Consider the following 20,238-nt stretch of genomic DNA (forward strand, 5'->3'; position numbering starts at 1 on the left):
AAAAGATTGCAACGGATAGCGGGATTAGCTCCTGAAAAAATAAATTTTACAATTAATGCCTCTTAAATTGCTTTTACAAACTGTGCAGTCTGCTTAAGGTTTCTCTGGAAACCCCCAGATAAGCTGCGATTAAATGCTTTGGAACAAGATTATACAATTGAGGATACAATGCCAAAAGTTCTTCATAACGTGTTTTGACATTGTTGTTCATAAAGGATAAAAGTCTTTTTTGCGAGGCGACATATCCTTTGTTGGTACGCCAGCGAAAGAAATGTTCGACCTGATGAAAAGCTGCACAAAGTTTTTCACGGTCACTGCCGGAAAGGCAAAGTACTTCTGCATCAGTAATACAATCTACATTTATTGTAGCGGGCATCTGATTATACAAAGCCGCGTAATCTGAAGTCCACCAGGTAGGCATTGCAAACTGGAGGATATACATTTTTATTTCATCATTAATAAAAAAAGCCTTCAGACAGCCCGAAATAACAAAGTACTCGCAATCTACTTTATCTCCTGCTCCTATAACTGTCTGTCCTTTCTTAAAAGACATTGGCTTAAAATGCGAAAAGAAATAATCGAATTCCTCTTCTGTTAATGAAACAGTTTTAGCAATATGCTGTTGCAGCAGATTTCTGGCCTCCATTAGTAAACTGAATAAATTCCTGTAAAGTTATAAAATCCGTTCAATTTTTGGTTATCTGTTTGAATCTTCACAAAAGCATTCCAAAAAATATATGCTATTTTGTATGTCGTATCACTTAAAAAATGTCTTTTAATACGTTGTATCATTTTACATTTTCATGTTTCATCTTATAATTTGCAACCTGTTTTAGCTAAATTTTGTAAGTAAAATTATTACAAACACATACCTTTAGCTAAAATTTCTACTACAATTTAAATTCCACAATTACATCACACTTTACCATCATTATCAGATTTATACCTGATAATAAATAAAGTCGCATTATTAATTATTTCAGTTTTTATTACATCTGAAATAATTAAACGTGTTGTAGCCTTTTAGCATTTGAAAAGTCAGAATGCTAATTATATCTCACTTATAAAAAGCAAAATTTCAAACATGTCATACCTAAAATTCAACTAAGATGATTTTCGAAGTAATTCAGATTATTACGGAACAAGTAAACAACTATCTCGATGAAATTGGGCTGGATAAATCTGTTGTTGCTGAAAACATCGCTTTTTTAGAATCACAGAATGAAGATATAGCTACTGCTTTAAAAAATGCTGTGGCACTCACTTTAATTAATTTAGACGAAGAAGCTACATTAAAAAATGTTCCGAATCACAGCATTGAAAGTGCTAAAACAATATATAAAAACAGCGTCATCAACTTAAATCTTTATATTCTTTTTAGTGCCAATAGAGATAAATATATCAACTCGCTTAAGGATATTTCAAAAATTATTGAATTTTTTCAGGGCAAAAAACTTTTTACGCAAGCTAATACTATTTATAACAGAAACAATATTGCCATGAGCAATGTAGACAACTTTAGATTTACAGTTGAACTCTACACCCCCACTTTTGAAGAATTAAATTACATCTGGGGAACATTAGGGGGTAAACAATTTCCTTCGGCATTATACAAAGTAAGCATGATACAGATCGAACGCAATATCACACAAGGTGAAGGATGGCTTATCAGCAAACCTCAGGGTCTAACCAAAAGAAAAGAGTAATCATGAGTTTTATCCCCACATATGGATTGTTATTTGAAGTGACACTTTTACACAATTATTTTTTAAATAACGGAGAAGAAAATTACTCTGGTATGTCGGCAAAAGACAAGGAAAAAATGCTGCAGAAATTCAAAATCGATTCATTTGCAGCCATAACTCCAACTATTGAAACCAACATACTTTTAAGGAATTTCAAAATGGTGTTTAAGCCAACTAAAACCGGGTTTAAGGTATATATAATGGTGAAGGAAGATGAAACTGATCCATTTATTAGTATTCCTGAAGATACAAAACTTGACTTTAAACTATCCATTAAAAATTATCAGTTTGAGAATTACACCAATCTGGAATTTGCCCGTAAACAAATCTTTTTATTCAGCAACGTCAAGCCACCAACTGAACCCGTAAGTTTTGAATACATTCCAAAAATTAATAATAATGTACTCATTTCAAATGATTTTCTGGTATCAGAAGAAACTACAGACTATTTGATATCTGAACTCCATACTCCCGAAAAACAGGATATTTTTGGAATAATTTCCCTGAGGATGCGAGGCGATAATAATTCGAAAGATATTTTAAATAATCTGGGTAAAAGAGTAAGCCCGAATTTCAAAATTCATTTTGATAACAGAAAAACCCTTTGGAAATATATCAACAGAAAGGCTGAGACTGAAATTATCACAAATACTGTAAAACCATTAACCTATTCAGGTTTTGTTGAAATTGACCCCCTTACCGATTTTACCCCGCAGGAACCGGCAAGCCATCAATATCCTAATCCATCTGTCAGATCAATACTAAAAATCAATAGTGATTACTATTCGGAAATATTTATTTAATAATTAAAACCATCAATTATGGCAACAACTTACAAAACGCCTGGAGTATATATTGAGGAAATCGTAAAGTTTCCTCCTTCAGTTGCACAGGTAGAAACAGCAATCCCTGCTTTTATTGGCTATACCGAAAAAGCGACCAAAAAAGTAGAGAATGATTTAGACAGGGTTCCTACCCGAATTACGTCTTTACTGGATTATGAAACGTATTTTGGATCTGCTTATCCGGAAGACACCATTACTGTAGATGTAACCGATATAGTAACCGACAATGTATTAACAGAAAGAAGCATCGTGGTAAATCAGCCGGCCACTCCAAAACCTTTTTTGATGTACTATGCACTTCAGATCTATTTTGCAAATGGCGGCGGCCCATGTTATATTGTGTCTGTAGATAGATATGAAGATGAAAATGGCAATGAGAACACCGTTTTATTTCAGGACTTAGTAAATGGAAAAAGCTTAACAAATGGCCTTGACTTATTGAGAGGTGAAGATGAACCAACATTAATTCTTTTTCCCGATGCAAAAGCATTAAACGAAGGTGATTTTTACGCCCTTTACAACAATGCATTGATGCAGTGCCATGATATGCAGGATCGGTTTACCATTATAGATACACATAAATCGGCTGACATAGAAGTTGACTCGGAAGCTTTAAGAAACAAGATTGCACTTGAAAAAGATTATCTTAAATACGGTGCTGCGTATTATCCTTATCTGGAGACCATATTAGATTACCGATACAGCGAAGATGATATTTTAATCCGCCATGTTACCAATGTTCCTGATTCGATCAGCACAGCTTCAAATGATATTGATAAAGCGTTAGTAACAATTCCAGGAACCCTCTCAAATATCATCAGTATTAGTAACGCAGGCGGAGCTCCTGCAAATGACACCATTGAAGGGAAAATAGCAAATGTACTATTATTCATAGATTCTCCTAATCCTTCTGGATTCAATGTAGCTGCCGGCCCTGCAAATTATGCCCTTAATTTAAAAAATGGATTTGCAGAAGCATTGTCTAAATTAACAGCCGATTTGGATTTATTAATTTCTGATAAAAAAACAGTAGAAAATGCAGCCAATTCTGTAATAGCATCCGTTAAAGATGATAATCCGGGTGCTGAAGCTCCACTTGTGGCGGCGCTGACAAAATTTGTGAATTTATTTGAAGGCGCTAATAAAATTGAAAGTGTAAAAACAACTTTGGATGACCTTAGAGCAAAAGCGCTTGCCTCTAAAACAACTGCAGCATTAGGCACAGTTGTAGATAATGTGGTTGTTGAGCTTCAAAAATTATTCAAATTTTCCGCTCCAGCTTCCATCCTTAATTTGCCGGATGATACACTGACTATTGGCACCGACGTCTTTAACAAACCACTGCCCGGTAAAACTTTGACTACACTGGTTAATGATATCAAAACTGAAATTAATGCTCTTAATTCTGAAGATACAAACAATGGTGCAATGAATGGCCGTTATCTTGGCGACATTGAAGGACTTGACAATAAATCCTATAATGCCATAAAAGCAGAAATTAGTGCACTTCCTGTTACTTTGCCTCCAAGCAGCGCCGTGGCCGGAATTTACGCCCGTGTCGATTCTAACAGAGGGGTTTGGAAAGCACCGGCTAATGTGGGAATAAATTATGTGATAAAACCAACTATCAAAATAACAAATGGAGACCAGGACAACCTGAATATTGATACTGTTGCCGGTAAATCAATAAACGCCATCAGAAGTTTTACAGGTAAGGGCACCTTGATTTGGGGGTCAAGAACTCTTGCGGGTAATGACAACGAATGGCGTTATGTACCGGTGCGCCGCTTTTTCAACATGGCGGAAGAATCCATTAAAAAAGCAACTGAACAATTTGTATTCGAACCTAACGATGCCAACACCTGGGTAAGAGTAAGGGCGATGATTGAGAACTTCCTCATTCTTCAATGGAGAGCTGGAGCTTTGGCCGGAGCAAAACCCGAACAGGCTTTTTATGTAAGGATTGGTCTTGGACAAACCATGTCGGCGTTAGATATTTTGGAGGGCAGAATGATTGTTGAAATCGGAATGGCGGTAGTTCGTCCGGCTGAGTTCATCATCCTGCGTTTCTCTCACAAAATGCAGGAATCTTAATTAATAATCATCATTAAAAAATATACATCATGAGTTATCCATTACCAAAGTTTCACTTCTCAGTTGACTGGGGAGGAACAAATATAGGTTTTACAGAAGTTTCGGGGTTAGACGTTGAAACAGAAGTTATTGAATACCGCCAGGGAGCAAGTCCTGAATACAGCAAAATCAAAATGCCTGGTATGCAAAAATTTTCCAATATAACATTAAAAAGAGGTTCTTTCAAAAGTGATAACGAGTATTACAAATGGTGGAATACCGTTAAATTAAATACTATAGAAAGAAGAGATATTACCATCAAGCTCCTAAACGAAGAACATGACCCGGTAATAATCTGGAAAGTAAAAAATGCCTGGCCTACAAAAATACAGTCAACCGATTTAAAAGCTGATGGTAATGAGGTTGCTATCGAATCTATGGAATTGGTTCATGAAGGTTTATCTATTCAAAATGAATAATTATGGCAAATTATTATCCACCTGTAGGCTTTCATTTTCTGGTTGAATTTGATCAGCTGGGCACAAAAGAAAAAGACCATCAGTTCCAATCCGTATCAGGACTTTCTGTTGATCTTGAAACAGAAGAAATTGTCGAGGGTGGAGAAAACAGATTCAAACATAAGCTTCCTGTTAAAACCAAATATCCCAATTTGGTTTTAAAAAGGGGAATTCTGATTGATTCTGACGTCATTGAATGGTGCCGAAAAGCATTAGAAAATTTTGAGTTTAAGCCTGTCGATTTAACTGTAAAGCTCCTGAATCAAGACCACCAACCTTTAATGCACTGGAAAGTTGTACACGCTTATCCCGTAAAATGGGCAGTAGAAGACTTTAGTGCTTTAGAAAGTAAAATCGTTATCGAAAGCTTTGAGCTTGCTTATAATTATTTCACCCTTCACAAAAAATAATTTTACCATGCCAATTGAAATCAAAGAACTTCATATTAAAATAAACGTGAGCGAAAATTCAAATTCGGGTTCAAAACCAGTTTCTTCTTCATCTAACAATGAAAAAGATAATGTGGCGGAGTGTGTCGAGCAGGTAATGAAGATTATTGAACGAAAAAAAGAACGTTAATATGACGACAACTAATGGTGAATTAAAAAAACTAAAGATCATTGCTTACAGCGATCCTCAATTCAACAATCCTGTTTCGGATATTGAAGAGTTCGTTACTCTGATGAATCCTGAAAAATATACTTTTCATTACAAGATAGAGCAAGATACCACTCAGGCCGCCGGAACCAGCAGTCCTGCACCAAGATTTACGGCAATTGCCCCGGAGGAATTAGAACTGGATTTTGTTTTTGACCGAACTGGTGTTATTGCCGGAAAGGAAAGTACCGAAAATGGTGTTATTGAAGACATTGAACATTTTAGAAAAGTAATTTTAGAATATAACGGCACAGAACACAAGCCCAACTATTTAAAAATTGCCTGGGGAAGTCTTTTATTTAAAGGCTCCCTCACAGAAATGACTATTGAGTATAAACTTTTCAGACCAGACGGAACACCCATTAGAGCCCTTGCAAAAGGAAAATTTAAAGGTGTCGTTGAAGATGAATTACGGGCCAAGCAGCAAAACAACCAATCACCTGATTTAACGCATACCAGAATTGTAAAAGCCGGCGATACGCTTCCATTAATGTCTTTTAAAATCTACGGCGACTCAAAATATTATCTTGAAGTGGCAAGAGCCAACAAGCTAATCAATTTCAGAAAATTAAAAATTGGTCAAACCATATTTTTTCCACCACTTCAAAAACAACAATAGATGAACAATAGCGGGGTCATACAAACCAGTAAAAGTGCAGATTTAGTAACGCACAAAATGCTTATTGAAGGAACTGAGCTGTCTGGCATTTACCAGGTAATGAGCATTGTAGTTCATAATGAGGTGAACAGAATACCTATGGCGCAGATTATTTTGACCGATGGAGATGCTGCTTCTCAGGATTTTAAATTAAGTAATGAAGAGCTGCTGATTCCTGGAAAAAAAATTGAAATAAAAGCGGGTTATCACAGTGATGAAGAAACAATTTACAAAGGAATCGTGGTCAAACATTCCATAAAAATAAAAGACAATTCATCGCTGTTAATTGTGGAATGCAAAGACGAAGCCGTAAAACTGACTATTGGCAGAAAAAGCAAATATTTTTATGATGTAAAAGACAGTGATGCTTTTGAAGATATTATTGGCACTTATGGCTTACAAAAAGAGGTAGAAAGTACAAATTATAGTCACAAAGAGCTAGTACAATACAATACATCTGATTGGGATTTTATGGTCTCCCGTGCACAGGCCAATGGAAAAGTATGTTTTGTTGAAGACGGCAAAATTTCGATTAAAAAACCAGATTTGACTTCTGCACCAGTTGAAACGGTTGCTTTTGGCTCGAGTATGCTCGATTTTGATGCCGAAATTGATGCCCGAAATCAGTTTGCCAAAGTTTCATCCTACAGCTGGAATCCATCGAATCAGGAATTATTAGAAATTGAAGCCAAAGATCCCAGCGTAAGTTTAAACGGAAATTTAACCGCTTCTGATTTATCTGATATCGTAAAACTGGAAAATCTGGAATTGCGTCACGGCGGTCATGTTACTGATACTGAATTGCAGGATTGGGCTGATGCAAAATTATTATTTCAACAGCTATCAAAAGTTCGCGGAAGAGTAAAGTTTCAGGGAATTCCCGCTGTAAAACCCAACACCATTATTATGCTTGAAGGCGTTGGGGATCGTTTTAACGGAAAAGCTTATATCACAGGCGTTTTCCATGAAATAGCCAACGGAAATTGGACTGTAAATGCTCAGTTTGGATTAAATCCGGAATGGTTTTCTGAAACGTATGACCTCAATACGCCATCGGCTTCTGGAATCATTCCCTCCATAAAAGGACTACATATTGGTGTTGTAACCCAGCTTCAGGACGATCCTGACGGCGAGGACAGAATTTTGGTAAAAATACCCATTATCAATAACGAAGAACAAGGGATTTGGTGCAGAGTCACTGCCCTTGATGCCGGTGATAACAGAGGCACTTTTTTCAGACCCGAAATTGAAGACGAAGTAATTATCGGTTTTATCAACGAGGATCCAAATGATGCGATTGTTTTAGGAATGCTCCATAGCAGCGCTAAACCTGCTCCGCTAAAAGCTTCAGATGATAATCATCAAAAAGGAATTTTTACAAGAAGTGAAATGAAAGTACTCTTTGACGACGATAAAAAATCGATAGCGATTGAAACTCCCGCAGGAAAAAAAATAACACTAGACGAAGACAAAGGCTCAATTGTTATTGAAGACGAAAACTCGAACATTATTACAATTGACAGCGCAGGAATAAAAATGGAAAGTGCGGGCGATATTTCAATAAAAGCAACGGGCGATGTAAAAATTGAAGGCACAAATGTCAATTTAAAAGCAACTGCGCAATTTAAAGCTGAAGGAAATGCTGGCGCAGAAATGTCATCAGCAGCGGTGGCGATTGTAAAAGGCAGTATTGTACAGATAAATTAGAGCAATGTCAGTTTCAATTTCAATGTCAATGTCAATGTCAATGTCAAATGTCAATTTCAATTTTAATAACAATAAATAATAACAACAAATAGTATGGGAGCACCAGCCGCAAGAATTAACGATATGCATGTCTGCCCAATGGTAACAGCAACTGTTCCTCATGTAGGCGGCCCAATATTGCCGCCAGGTTCGCCTACAGTATTAATAGGCGGTCAGCCTGCAGCCTGTCTGGGAGATATGATTGTTTGTACAGGTCCGCCGGATAGTATCATCGCGGGTTCTAGTACCGTGCTTATTGGAGGAAAACCAGCTGCAAGAATGGGCGATTCGACTGCGCATGGCGGAACAATTATAATGGGATGTCCAACCGTTTTAATAGGCTGATTATGAAAAACAAAGAAGCTTTTTTGGGAACCGGATGGAGTTTTCCGCCTGAGTTTAAAAAGAACAATAAAGCGGTCGTAATGACGTCTGATGAGGCAGATATTAAAAGCAGTCTGGAGATATTGCTTTCTACCAAAATCGGCGAACGCGTTATGCTGCCACGATACGGATGTAATATGGATGAACTGTTTTTTGAGTCCTTAGACAGAACATTAAAAACCTATGTTTCAGAACTCATAAAAACAGCCATTTTATATTACGAACCGCGAATTGATGTAGAAAAAATTGACATTACACAAGGTGATGAATTAGTAGGGGAATTATTAGTCATAATCGATTACAAAATAAGAAGTACAAACTCAAGAAGTAATCTTGTTTATCCCTTTTACAAAGGAGAAGGCACTAACATTTAAAAGTTATAAGTGATGAGTACAGACAGCCAAATAGACAATGTAATTTTCAAAAGAAATGGAGTGAATCAGGAAGAACGCTTTATTGATGCATTAGAGCCTACCAACCTGAAACTTCATGATTTTACCATTGAAGACTGGCTGTTATTTGCTTATAATTTTGCCAAAGAAGTCAACTTTTTCGATACAAATAACGAGAAGACCCCAGATGGTGACTGGCAGGAATTTTTCAGCTATTTTGGTTTTTCAAAAGACAATCTTGCAGATGGAATTCCGAAAAGAACAGACAAAGAATATGCGGTTTTAAAAGAAAACATCACCAAAACATTATTGGCTGCTAATAACAATCAAGACCTTACTCCTCACCTGACTTTGTTTGTGTGTTTCCTGAAATTATTAGAATTATCTCAAAACAAACTTAATTTAATTACCAAAAAGCATTTAGACTTTTTTTATAAAGACATTCTGCAAATCGAAAAACTGCCTGCAAAAGCAGATAAAGTCAATATTATTTTTGAGCTCGCAAAAAAAATAGCCGGAGAAAGAATCGAAGCAGGTACAGAACTTGATGCCGGAAAAGATCCTGATGGCAAAAAATTGCTATATAAAACCACAGAAGAATTTATTGCCAATAAAGCCAAAATTGCCTACCTGAAAAATGTGTACAATGATATTGACCGAGGCGAAATAAAATACAGCGAAATTGCCAATTCCCTTGATGGGAAAGGCGAACCACTACAAGAAGATGCTCCATATTGGTTTCCTTTTGGATATACGTCCAACGAAGAGAAATACCCGGAACTGGACGATGCCAAATTAGGTTTTGCAATAGCCGGAGAATTATTTAATCTTAAAGAAGGCGATAGAAAAATTGATATCACTATTACTTTTGTTGAAGATTTAACTTTTGATAATCCATTCAATGTAGATGATCTTTTAGAAAATATCAGCATTCTGTATAGTGGAAAAAAGGAGTGGATTGGAAAATTTAAACTTAGCAAGGGCATAGCTTTTAAAAACGGCACTCAATCTTCAGCTATTGGCAGCAAAAAATTGAGACTGGTTTTTGAAATACCAAAAGATAGCCCGGCAATTATTGGCTACGATCAGAAAATTTTAGGTGAATTTTTCCGTACAGAACTACCTGTGATTCGATTTTTAATACACACAGAAAACATAAAAGGTCATACTCTTTTTAGAAGTTTAGTTAAAAACCTAATAACCGATATTAATATAAAAGTTGAAGTTAAGGATGTAAAATCTCTACTTTTAGAGAGCGATACCGGATTGCTTAATGGTACAAAACCCTTTTACCCTTTTACAACTCAGCCTGAAAAAAACAGTTCATTTATAATCAACTATCCCGAAATCTTTTCTAAAAAATGGATAGAGGCTGATATTAACATAAAGTGGAAAAACACTCCAATATCATTTGAAACTCATTACGCCGCTTACAAAAAAAGTTTTCTTGAAACAATAAGTAAGCAGATTTTTATATCGGCAATGTTCATCAAAGGCAATATTGAAGTCAAAAAAAACGTAAATCAACCTGAAGACGGCATTTCAAAAAAAACCGAATCAGAATCTAAAGTTATCAAAGAATCTAAGGCTTCTCCTGTAGTAAGTACAGATGACAGGATAGTTAAAGGTGACTATTTTAAAGCAACATTGTCGGTTTTAAACAAAGAAATTTGGGAGGAACAAAATAAAGCAGTCAATTTATTTAATGATCTTGATAAGGATACATTATTCGAATCTAATATTAACGTAAAAGGCAACTATACGATTGGCAAAAGCGGCCCTATCCGATTGGCATTGAATCAGTCTTTTTTACATTCTTTATTTCCAAAAATATATACTCTGGCAATAATGAATGTGGCTGAAAACCCTCTAACCCTTATTCCAAATGAACCTTACACTCCGGTTGTAGAGAGCATAAGCCTGAATTATTCTGCTGAAGAAACAATTGATTTTGCTGTTTCTGCCTACGATTCTAACCGAATAAAATTATTTCATGAAGCTCCATTTGGTCAGCGCGAAGAACATTCGTATTTGAAGCAGCAAGCGATCAATAAAGAAATTCTAGATAATATCACACCCATTACCAATTGTCTGGTTCCGGATTATTGTCATGGAGGCGAATTTTATGCAGGTCTTCAGGATGCTGAAGTTTTACAGCAAATTTCATTACTATTTCAAATACTGGAAGGAAGTGAAAACACCAGCGTACCAACTTTTACAGGAAAACAAAAAGTACAATGGTATATACTGTGCGATAATTACTGGAAAAATCTGGACAAGGATATTCTGGCAAATGGTATCGATAACTTTTTAAAATCGGGTATTGTAAAATTTAATATTCCAAAACAGGCATCAAATAATAATACACTTTTTCCGGCTGATACCATTTGGGTAAAAGCAAAAATGCACAAAGCTTATGACGCTGTCTGCAAAGTGATCGATGTAAAAACGCAGGTCGTTACCGCACAGTTTTTTGATAATAACAATAATTTAGCGCATTTAGACAGCACATTACCTGCCAAAACAATATCAAAATTAATAACCAGAGTTCCGCAGATTAAAAGTATTGACCAGCCTTTTAATTCGTTTGATGGAAAACCATTGGAGTCAGACTCCTCCTATTATCTCCGCGTGAGCGAACGGCTGCGCCACAAAAACAGAGCGATCACACTTTGGGATTACGAACATTTGATTTTACAGGAATTTCCAAATGTTTTTAGAGTAAAATGTCTTAATCATACTTTTATTTCGGGCACAAATACTTCGTTTTTATCTCCGGGAAAAGTAACGCTGGTAGTAATTCCGGATATCGTTGACAAAAATGTATTTGATATTTATGAGCCAAGAGTCAGCACAGCCGCATTAAACAATATAGAGCGTTTTATTAATTCTAAAAACTCCATGCAGGTGTATGCAAAAGTGATTAATCCTGATTATGAAAAAGTTATCATAAAACTAGATGTAAAATTTTATCCGGAATACGATGAGAATTTCTATAAAAAACAGCTCAACGAAGATCTTATAAAATTCTTATCTCCGTGGGCGTTTGACACCTCTAAGCAAATCATATTTGGTGTTGAATTGCAGCGCAGTATTGTAATTGAATATATCGAAAATCTACATTATGTTGACTTTTTATCCACGCTTGAAATGGCCATATACATTGATAAGAAAACCAATAAGGAACAACCAATTCCATTAGAAGATACCGAAAATAACCAAGCTAACATACCTCTTTTAGACTTTCAGAATACACTTTCGCCATCAAGTCCAAAAAACATTTTAGTCTCTGTTAAAAACCACATTATCAGTACCAATATAAAAACTTGCAAAGAACCAATACCAGAACAACCTGAAAAATGTCGATACTAAACCAACATATCACCATTCCTAAAAATTCAGCTACCGATGATGATTTGGATTTCTTTTACTTAAGAAAAAAAGGAATTGAATATATCGAGTCTTTTGGAAGCAAATTTTGGACAGATTTTAACGAGCATGATCCAGGTATTACGATGCTGGAGATGCTTTGCTACGCCATTTCAGATCTTGGCATGAGGCTCAATCTTCCTATAGAAAATATATTAGCTTCTGATGATAGTAATAAAGGCATTCCAAAACAATTTTTTAAAGCTTCAGAAGTATTATCATCAAGCCCTGTTACACAAAATGATTACCGAAAACTTTTTATAGACATAGAAGGAGTTCGAAACTGCTGGCTCGCAAAACACGAAAAAACAGTGTATGTGGACTGCAAAAAAAATCAGCTTTCTTATGATTTTAAGGATTATAAAGATTTACCTGAAAACTTAAGAAAATCTTTTGATCTGAATGGTCTATATGATCTTTACGTCGATTTTGAAAGTTCAAAACCTGCAGAAATAGAGATTGTTAAAGAAAAAATAAGAAAGCAGTATCATGCCAACAGAAACCTTTGCGAAGATCTGGTTGACATTAAAAAAGTCGTGGATTACCCTATCAAAATATGCGCTGATATTGAAGTAGATACGGAAGCCGATGAAGAACTGGTTCATGCCAATGTCATTCATGCTTTGGAAAGTTACTTATCGACAACAGTCAATTTTTATTCGCTTAAGCAAATGATTGATAAAGGATATTCAACTTTGGAAATTTTTGACGGTCCCACTTTAGAAAATGGTTTTATTGACACAAAAGAATTACTAACAGCCGATTTAAGAAATGAAGTTCGTCTTTCAGATATTATGAGAATAATAATGTCCGTACCGGATGTAATCCTGATTAAAGATATTTCTTTAGGAAATTGCGGCGGCGATGACCTGGAAAACAAATGGCTTATTTGTCTTTCAGAATATCAAAAACCTTTTATTTGTGCTAAAAGTGTTTTCAATTACAACAAAGGATTACTGCCTCTCAATATCAATCAGGCGCAGGTAAAAATTTATTTAGATGCCATAAAAGCCGAAAAAGATAAAGCGACAACCAATGCAAGTCAGGATAAAGAATTAGACATCCCAAATGGCGAATACCTGAACACCGATTTTTATACCACTATACAAAATGATTTTCCTGAAACGTATGGTATTGGTGAAGTAGGACTTCCTTCCAGAGCATCTGTTGAGCGTAAAGCTAAGGCAAAACAACTAAAAGGGTATCTTTTATTTTTTGATCAGATATTAGGAAGTTATTTTAAACAATTGGGTCAGGTAAGCGAATTACTTTCAGTAAGCGGAAATTTGACCAGAACCCTTTTTACACAAGTCGTTAAAGACATTGAAGGTGCTGATGACATTGTAAACGGATATAAAAATTACGACGATGAAACGATTACGGCATTGCTTTTTGACCAGCAGGATAATAATATTGAACGAAGAAATAAAATTTTAGACCACCTCTTGTCACGTTTTGCTGAAAATTTTTCGGAATATGTATTTGTTAACAAAACCATTTATGGCAACACTACAGATCAGGTAGTGCTTCGTGACAAAGAAAACTTCTTGAAAGATTACAAAGCAGTAAGTAAAGAGCGCGGAAATGCTTTTGATTATTACAAACAGCCCGTTGCCAATTTATGGGATACTAATAATGTTTCCGGTGCCGAAAAAAGGATTTCGAGACTTATTGGTATTAAAAATTACAATCGCAGAAATCTTTCTAATTCGTTTGTCGAAATGTACAATTTTATTGATTCAGACAATCAGTCGGTTTACAGATGGCGCATTTTAGATACACATAAAGAAATCGTACTTTCTTCAACAGCAGAATATTTTGATACTTCGGCAGCAAATAAGGAACTTTATTTTGCCGTGTTGCAAATTATTCAGACCCGCGAATATAAAATAAAAGAAGCTTTTAAAAACGGTACAATAAAAGATTTAGCCATTGTCGACAATATTTTAATACAGCAGTCAGATGGCGGAAAATACTCTTATGACATTATAAATCCCGCAATAAAAGACAAGAAAAACCCGGATCGCATTATTGCCCGCAGATTTGAATATTATACTAAACTATCGGATTTAGAAAAATCAATTCTGGATTTAATCAAATTCATGAAAGAAGATTTTACCGAAGAAGGAATGTTTTTGGTTGAACACATGATGCTTCGTCCCGATGTAAATCAGACCACCGTAAATCCTGATACCTTCATGCCAATCTGCGCCGATGAGTGCGATAACTGCGAACCCATAGACCCTTACTCCTATCGTGTGAGTGTCGTATTACCAGGATACACGTTGCGATTTGCCAATACCGATTTTAGAAATTATATAGAAAAAATAATTAAAGAAGAATTGCCTGCTCATGTTCTGGCAAAAATATGCTGGATTGGCTATAGGGAAAAAGATGTGAAAGACCCTGCGGAAAATCAGCTTATGCAATTTGAAAAAACATATAAAGACTATTTAACTGCTAAAACCAATTTGAATCAGGAACAACCGGAACCTCAATTAATCAGCTTTATCAAAGCGTTAACCGTTCTCGACAATGTTTACCCAACGGGAAGACTATTTGACTGCAGTGACGAAAACGAACGATTGTCAGATAAAATTATACTAGGAAAAACGAATTTAGGATCACTATAAAAACTAATCCAATGTCAGCTAAACTTTCAACAATAACAACACAATACCGTCGATTCACAAAGAATCAGGTACTTACAGAAGGAAACCTTAATGAGGTTGTAGATTTTTTTGACGATCAGGACCGCCTGTCGCGCGTTTTCCTCAGCGGCGTTGGTATAGTTTGCGGATTCTATTCTGCTTATAATAACGCTCAAAATACGATTTCAATAACGCAGGGAACTGGTATAACAACAGATGGTGATCTTTTTAAGTTGTATCAGGCAGATGTATTGGGAAATAAAAAAATTGATTTTGATTCTAAAACCTATACGCACTGCAAAATTTATGATAATACAAAAGCAGGGTATAAACCTTTCTTTTATGATGGCGCAAACAAGCAGTTACCTCTTTTTGAACTCTTAACAGAAGAACAGCAGAAAAAAGAAAAAGATCCTTATTTTGCATTAACGCAGTTCACAGCAAATACAGGATTTGATTTTAAAGATGCCGTAATTTTAATGTATCTGGAGTCTTATGAAAAAGAATCTGACCTTTGCGTAAGTCTTTCGTGCGACAATCAGGGACTGGAAATTGTAGGCAATTTTAAAGTTTTAATTGTCAGCAAAACTGTTGCTAAGCACATAATGAATCATGACAGCATGATTGGCAAAATCAATTATGCTAATTTGTACCAGACATTACCAGATGTAAAATCAAACCGAATTGTATTAAAAGCAGACGATTTTGTTCATCTTGATGCTATAAAACAAACTTTCACCAAAGGAATTTTCAAAAATAATGTTGTTCAGAATTTACAGGAAGGCTACAATAAGCTGCTGACAGGTTTAAGTATGCCGCTAGTTTTAGAGGCTATTCAAAAAAAGATAACCGAACTATTTAATTTTGAAGGAGATCCGGTACTTCCTCAGGATTTTCAATATCTGTATGATCTGCTTAATGATCTTGTTGATACTTACAACGAAACCAAAGCACTGCTGTTTACTATAGAAGATGCTAATTGTTCTCCAGATATTAATGCTTTCCCAAAACACTTAATGCTGGGAGAATTAATAAAGACGGAGCCTTGTTTTGAATTCCGACATGCTTTTTACAAATCGCCTTTGCTTACAGGAGAAAATCTTAGCACTTGCAATGATTGTATTGCAGAAGATTCAGAAGAAAAGGAAAAAGACGTTACGGCAGATGGAATAAAAATATGTTATGGCGAAAACACAGCCAGACAAAGAATGTACAGTCTTATTCTGCGAAGTGCTCAATTATTGGAAAACTACAATTCATCATATGAAATTATAAAAATTACACCCTCTTTGCAAATGGGTAAATTAGGCAAAAAAGCCATTCCTTTTTACAATAATGTAAACGATTCGCTTATTCAGGCCTGGGATTTTGATAAAACAATTCTGAGATTACAAAAAAATAATGTCAGCTATCATGATGATTTATTAAATACTAAAAAACCGTTCGAAATTCACCTTGACAGCGATTTTTACAGGATTGAAGGTCATCAGGGACGTAATTACAAAGAAGCACTAAAAGCCATCCAGCAAATAAGATTAGAAAACGGACTCGGATTTAATATTATGATTCTAGCCGTAAATGCTGATGAATCAGATAAAATCATTCAGAAATTCACTAAATATTACCTCAACAAAAACCACGGTTACGAACACAAAGCCGGCGTAATTCCGGGAGGTACCTTTATAATGATTTATCTGGAAGAAAAAGTGCCTTATTATAAAAACCGTCGACTCTCTTTAACCGGTGACTTTGAAAAATTTGCAGAAGGAATTCCAATTTTAAATCCGGTTGTGGCTGATTTTTCAATGCCTTATTTATGCTGCGACGAAAACAATATAGGTCTTTCCCTGCCTGTAGATAAAATTTGTTTTGACAATAAAACACCTCCTCTGCCTTTTAAAGTATCTCCAACGGGAGGTTATATAAAAGCCAATGTTAGACAAGATCAAAACGGAGGAGTAACGGTAAATGAATTTGGAGCACTTGTTTTTGATCCAAATTTGGTCAGCAAAGAGTTAATAGGTCAGCCTATAAAATTTACAGTCAATAATTTTGAGACAGATTGTGTCATAACCATTTTTGAAAAACCAAAATTTGATTTTGATGCAGTTCCTGTGAAACCATCAGGAATAAGTGAAACCGAAGTTATTTTTACCGTAACGGGAGAAAATCCTGGCGTCAATAAATACACATGGAATTTTGGAGACAAAACAGATCTTGTTACCGATGATAAAACCGAAATAAAACACATCTACCAATACAATAGCGAATCTCAGAAAAAATTCACTTTTGATGTTACCCTTTATGCAGACAATGGCAACTGCGATTTTAAAGTCACTCATTCTGTGAGTTTTGAAGTTTCAGATCCAAAAGTACTGGTAGAGGGTAAATTGGTAAACAAAATATCTTTTTGTCGAAATGATAAACCTGTGTCGCTTACTCTTGAACCTAATATAAAAGGAGTAATTATTTCTGGTGAAGGTGTTAAACCAGCAAAAGGAGGACAATTTCAGTTTATTCCTTCCAATGTTTCTGAGGTAATTACAAGCGTAACGATTCTTCTAGACGGAAAACCATCCAATCTTACCATTTCACTTTTAGAACTTCCTGTGGCCAATTTTACTTTTAATATTGATCCTACGGGAATGCTCAACTTAATCAACAACTCAATAAATGCAGCATCGTTTACTTGGGAAATTAATAAGGAAATCTTAAAGACAGATAAAAAAGATACAATATCAAGAACTATTTCTTCCTTTAATGAATCTTCTATTTCCGTTTCATTAATTGCAGAAGGCAAATGCGGAGCTGTAACCGATGGACCAAAATTTATCGAGATAAAAAAACCAGTTAAAGTCAATATCTGTCTTGACAATGCAGGCCTGTTTGTAAATAACTCTATTGAAACAATTGCCAGTATAAAAGAAATTTCTGCTGCAAATAAATTCAACAGAGAAACTAATCGTCTCATTTCTGAAACTGAAAACAGGTTCGCCGTAGTTCAAAAAGATCTTGAGAGTTACATCAACGGTAAGCTAAATGATAAAATATCTGAATTATTTACACAGGAACATTTCAATTTAATATCCACAGTAGTTACTGCTGCAATTAGAATGCATAATCCAGATCTGATTACTGTGCAAAACCTTATATCGCTAAATACATCATTATTTTATACGATTTTGAGATGTCAGGATCCTGAATTGCTTAAAGCATCTGAAAAACAAATTATTCCGGCAGCATTACTGTTTAATAATTTATTTAAAAGTTTGATCGAAATAAAATTCAATGCTGATACTGATGGATCGTTGAAAAAATTCTTGTCCAGCATGAAAAAAGTATTCGGTAAAATCGATTTTATACTATCTAATCTCAATATACAAATAGAAGATCTCACAGCCGGTGCTCAGTTCTAATAAACATATTATCAATAAAGTTTTCCTTGAGATAAATACCAATTCTAAAGAAAAAGGATATTATCTCAAGGATCATATTGATGCGTTTTTGCAAAAGGAAATATTCTCGTTTTTAGAAAATTATTTTAATAAACTTGATTCAAAAAATCCTACACACAGCGTACAATTAGAAAACCTAAACATTGATATTGCCATAAATCAAAATTTGGATTTTAAAGATTTTAAAGAACAAATTCTACAAAAAATCACAAAACAAGTTGAAGAAGTTTTTGAAAAAGAAGGAACAAATTTAGAAGGCTATAAACTCGTCAAACCACAGGAAAAAAAAATAGAAAGCTTTTTTCATTTTCTGGAAACTGGCACAAATACCTGGTGGACAACTTCAAATCATGATTTTAATATTGTAGATGATAAAACATTTGATGAAATTCTAAACGATAAAAGCTTTTCTGTTAAATGGAAAAACGCAGTTCAAAAACCAATTGCAAGAACAAGATTTATCAAACAATTTAGTGATAATCAAATTGCAACCATTTTTAAAAAAGGAATATTACTGAAAAAAAACAACGCTGAAAGCAATGCTAAAATAAGCAGCATTGAAGCCATAAAAAAACATATTGAAAACAGTGTTTCAAAAGAACAATGGATTCCGAATCAACGGTTTTTAACGTGGGAAATAGTTGTTTTAAATCTTTTGGAAACAAACTCCATTATTATAAAACAAAAACTTTCCAGATTGATTTACAGTGTTTTTGAATTTCAAAAAAAGAACCGTTTTTTAAAACACAAAGAACTTTTTCTAAAGGAAATTGAAAATCATATTGAGAGCCAAAACGAACTGGAATTGCTGGCTAATCTTGATGCCATTGTTTTGATTATTGGAAAAAAAACAGACAATATTATTTTAAAAGATAAAGAAACAGGAAAAGAAACTTTCTTCAAAAACCAAGCTTCAATAAAAACAGAAAAAGAAATAGAAAAGGAGACAGAAATAGAAACTGAAACAAAAATAGAAACAGATAAAATTCAGGAAAATAAGGAAATAACAAAACCTGACACAGATTTGATTTTACAAAAAAGCAAAAATGAATCTGTTCAAAACGACAATAAAAATATCGATCCTGTACCAAAAGATTCAAAAGAAAAAATCGAAAATAATCCCGAAGAAGTAATCGATACAAAAGAGCTTTCTTTTAAGAAACAAGAAAACAAAATTTATGCAGATATCAGCGATTTATATCTTGACAATGCAGGTTTAGTATTGATTCATCCCTTTTTGAAATCTCTTTTTGAAAACTGTAAACTGCTCGATAAAGATAATACAATCAATGATCCGGAAGTTGCCGCGCACCTTTTGCATTATATCGCCACAGGAAAAGAACAGGATTATGAAAACGCTATGGCTTTTGAGAAATTCTTATGCAATATTCCAATAGCACAGCCTGTAGAAAGAAATATAGTACTTTCTGAAGAAATGAAAAAAGAGGCCGCTGAAATGCTGCAAGCTGTATTGAGTAATTGGAATGTAATGAAAACATCATCGGCAGAGTTGCTGCAAAACGAATTCTTGCAGCGTTCTGGAAAACTGACTGTAAATGGAGATGGAAGTCCCACAATAATTATAGAGCGAAAAACACAGGATATTTTATTAGACAAATTAAACTGGAATCTGAGCATTATAAAATTGGTCTGGAAAAAACGAATTATATATGTTAACTGGTAAA

Annotated in this window: 15 protein-coding genes; 14 read left to right on the forward strand and 1 reads right to left on the reverse strand. The window is 34.8% G+C overall.

Going from position 1 to position 20,238, the window contains the following annotated elements; translation table 11 throughout:
- Positions 1-73: 73 nt before the first annotated feature.
- Positions 74-646 carry a Crp/Fnr family transcriptional regulator gene (locus K8B81_RS15360; protein WP_223682443.1) on the reverse strand — a complete coding sequence of 191 codons (573 nt, stop codon included), beginning with the start codon at positions 644-646 and terminating at the stop codon, positions 74-76.
- 463 nt (positions 647-1,109) lie between these two features.
- Here K8B81_RS15360 and K8B81_RS15365 point away from each other — a divergent pair, with 463 nt between their 5' ends.
- The 14 genes from K8B81_RS15365 to K8B81_RS15430 all read left to right on the forward strand — a co-directional run bounded on the left by K8B81_RS15365 (position 1,110) and on the right by K8B81_RS15430 (position 20,237).
- Positions 1,110-1,706, forward strand: coding sequence for a DUF4255 domain-containing protein (locus K8B81_RS15365; RefSeq protein WP_223682444.1), 597 nt, complete (start codon positions 1,110-1,112; stop codon positions 1,704-1,706).
- Between the two features lie 2 nt (positions 1,707-1,708).
- The gene (locus tag K8B81_RS15370; RefSeq protein ID WP_223682445.1) at positions 1,709-2,548 is read left to right on the forward strand and encodes a hypothetical protein; all 840 of its coding nucleotides are present in this window, start codon (positions 1,709-1,711) and stop codon (positions 2,546-2,548) included.
- A gap of 18 nt (positions 2,549-2,566) precedes the next feature.
- A complete protein-coding gene (locus tag K8B81_RS15375) occupies positions 2,567-4,684 on the forward strand; it encodes a phage tail sheath C-terminal domain-containing protein (RefSeq protein WP_223682446.1) in 2,118 nt (705 codons plus the stop codon).
- 29 nt (positions 4,685-4,713) lie between these two features.
- Positions 4,714-5,142, forward strand: coding sequence for a phage tail protein (locus tag K8B81_RS15380; protein WP_163397770.1), 429 nt, complete (start codon positions 4,714-4,716; stop codon positions 5,140-5,142).
- A 2-nt stretch (positions 5,143-5,144) separates the two neighbouring features.
- Positions 5,145-5,591, forward strand: a complete 447-nt coding sequence (locus K8B81_RS15385; RefSeq protein ID WP_223682447.1) for a phage tail protein — start codon at positions 5,145-5,147, stop codon at positions 5,589-5,591.
- Positions 5,592-5,598: 7 nt separating this feature from the next.
- Positions 5,599-5,760, forward strand: coding sequence for a DUF5908 family protein (locus K8B81_RS15390; RefSeq protein ID WP_223682448.1), 162 nt, complete (start codon positions 5,599-5,601; stop codon positions 5,758-5,760).
- Position 5,761: 1 nt separating this feature from the next.
- Positions 5,762-6,457 (forward strand): CIS tube protein, encoded by a 696-nt coding sequence (locus tag K8B81_RS15395; protein WP_223682449.1) that lies wholly within the window; start codon positions 5,762-5,764, stop codon positions 6,455-6,457.
- Positions 6,458-8,203: a type VI secretion system tip protein VgrG gene (gene vgrG, locus K8B81_RS15400; protein ID WP_223682450.1), complete on the forward strand. Its 1,746-nt coding sequence runs from the start codon at positions 6,458-6,460 to the stop codon at positions 8,201-8,203.
- 93 nt (positions 8,204-8,296) lie between these two features.
- Positions 8,297-8,587 carry a PAAR domain-containing protein gene (locus K8B81_RS15405; RefSeq protein ID WP_223682451.1) on the forward strand — a complete coding sequence of 97 codons (291 nt, stop codon included), beginning with the start codon at positions 8,297-8,299 and terminating at the stop codon, positions 8,585-8,587.
- A 2-nt stretch (positions 8,588-8,589) separates the two neighbouring features.
- Positions 8,590-9,000 (forward strand): GPW/gp25 family protein, encoded by a 411-nt coding sequence (locus K8B81_RS15410; RefSeq protein WP_223682452.1) that lies wholly within the window; start codon positions 8,590-8,592, stop codon positions 8,998-9,000.
- Positions 9,001-9,012: 12 nt separating this feature from the next.
- Complete coding sequence (locus K8B81_RS15415) at positions 9,013-12,390, forward strand: baseplate J/gp47 family protein (protein WP_223682453.1); 3,378 nt, start codon at positions 9,013-9,015, stop codon at positions 12,388-12,390.
- A complete protein-coding gene (locus tag K8B81_RS15420) occupies positions 12,378-15,080 on the forward strand; it encodes a hypothetical protein (RefSeq protein WP_223682454.1) in 2,703 nt (900 codons plus the stop codon). The genes K8B81_RS15415 and K8B81_RS15420 overlap by 13 nt, the downstream gene beginning before the upstream one ends.
- 11 nt (positions 15,081-15,091) lie before the next feature.
- The gene (locus tag K8B81_RS15425) at positions 15,092-18,514 is read left to right on the forward strand and encodes a hypothetical protein (protein WP_223682455.1); all 3,423 of its coding nucleotides are present in this window, start codon (positions 15,092-15,094) and stop codon (positions 18,512-18,514) included.
- On the forward strand, positions 18,501-20,237 hold the full coding sequence (locus K8B81_RS15430) for a contractile injection system tape measure protein (RefSeq protein ID WP_223682456.1): 1,737 nt from the start codon (positions 18,501-18,503) through the stop codon (positions 20,235-20,237). Before K8B81_RS15425 ends, K8B81_RS15430 begins: the two co-directional genes overlap by 14 nt.
- Position 20,238: the final 1 nt, after the last annotated feature.

The organism is Flavobacterium hibisci (genome assembly GCF_020026925.1).
Taxonomy (GTDB): domain Bacteria; phylum Bacteroidota; class Bacteroidia; order Flavobacteriales; family Flavobacteriaceae; genus Flavobacterium; species Flavobacterium hibisci.

Coding starts and splice junctions, on each gene's coding strand:
- K8B81_RS15360 (WP_223682443.1), bottom strand. CDS start 646: ATGGAGGCCAGAAATCTGCTGCAACAGCATATTGCTAAAACTGTTTCA.
- K8B81_RS15415 (WP_223682453.1), top strand. CDS start 9,013: ATGAGTACAGACAGCCAAATAGACAATGTAATTTTCAAAAGAAATGGA.
- K8B81_RS15405 (WP_223682451.1), top strand. CDS start 8,297: ATGGGAGCACCAGCCGCAAGAATTAACGATATGCATGTCTGCCCAATG.
- K8B81_RS15410 (WP_223682452.1), top strand. CDS start 8,590: ATGAAAAACAAAGAAGCTTTTTTGGGAACCGGATGGAGTTTTCCGCCT.
- K8B81_RS15370 (WP_223682445.1), top strand. CDS start 1,709: ATGAGTTTTATCCCCACATATGGATTGTTATTTGAAGTGACACTTTTA.
- K8B81_RS15375 (WP_223682446.1), top strand. CDS start 2,567: ATGGCAACAACTTACAAAACGCCTGGAGTATATATTGAGGAAATCGTA.
- K8B81_RS15385 (WP_223682447.1), top strand. CDS start 5,145: ATGGCAAATTATTATCCACCTGTAGGCTTTCATTTTCTGGTTGAATTT.
- K8B81_RS15365 (WP_223682444.1), top strand. CDS start 1,110: ATGATTTTCGAAGTAATTCAGATTATTACGGAACAAGTAAACAACTAT.
- K8B81_RS15390 (WP_223682448.1), top strand. CDS start 5,599: ATGCCAATTGAAATCAAAGAACTTCATATTAAAATAAACGTGAGCGAA.
- K8B81_RS15425 (WP_223682455.1), top strand. CDS start 15,092: ATGTCAGCTAAACTTTCAACAATAACAACACAATACCGTCGATTCACA.
- K8B81_RS15420 (WP_223682454.1), top strand. CDS start 12,378: ATGTCGATACTAAACCAACATATCACCATTCCTAAAAATTCAGCTACC.
- K8B81_RS15395 (WP_223682449.1), top strand. CDS start 5,762: ATGACGACAACTAATGGTGAATTAAAAAAACTAAAGATCATTGCTTAC.
- vgrG (WP_223682450.1), top strand. CDS start 6,458: ATGAACAATAGCGGGGTCATACAAACCAGTAAAAGTGCAGATTTAGTA.
- K8B81_RS15380 (WP_163397770.1), top strand. CDS start 4,714: ATGAGTTATCCATTACCAAAGTTTCACTTCTCAGTTGACTGGGGAGGA.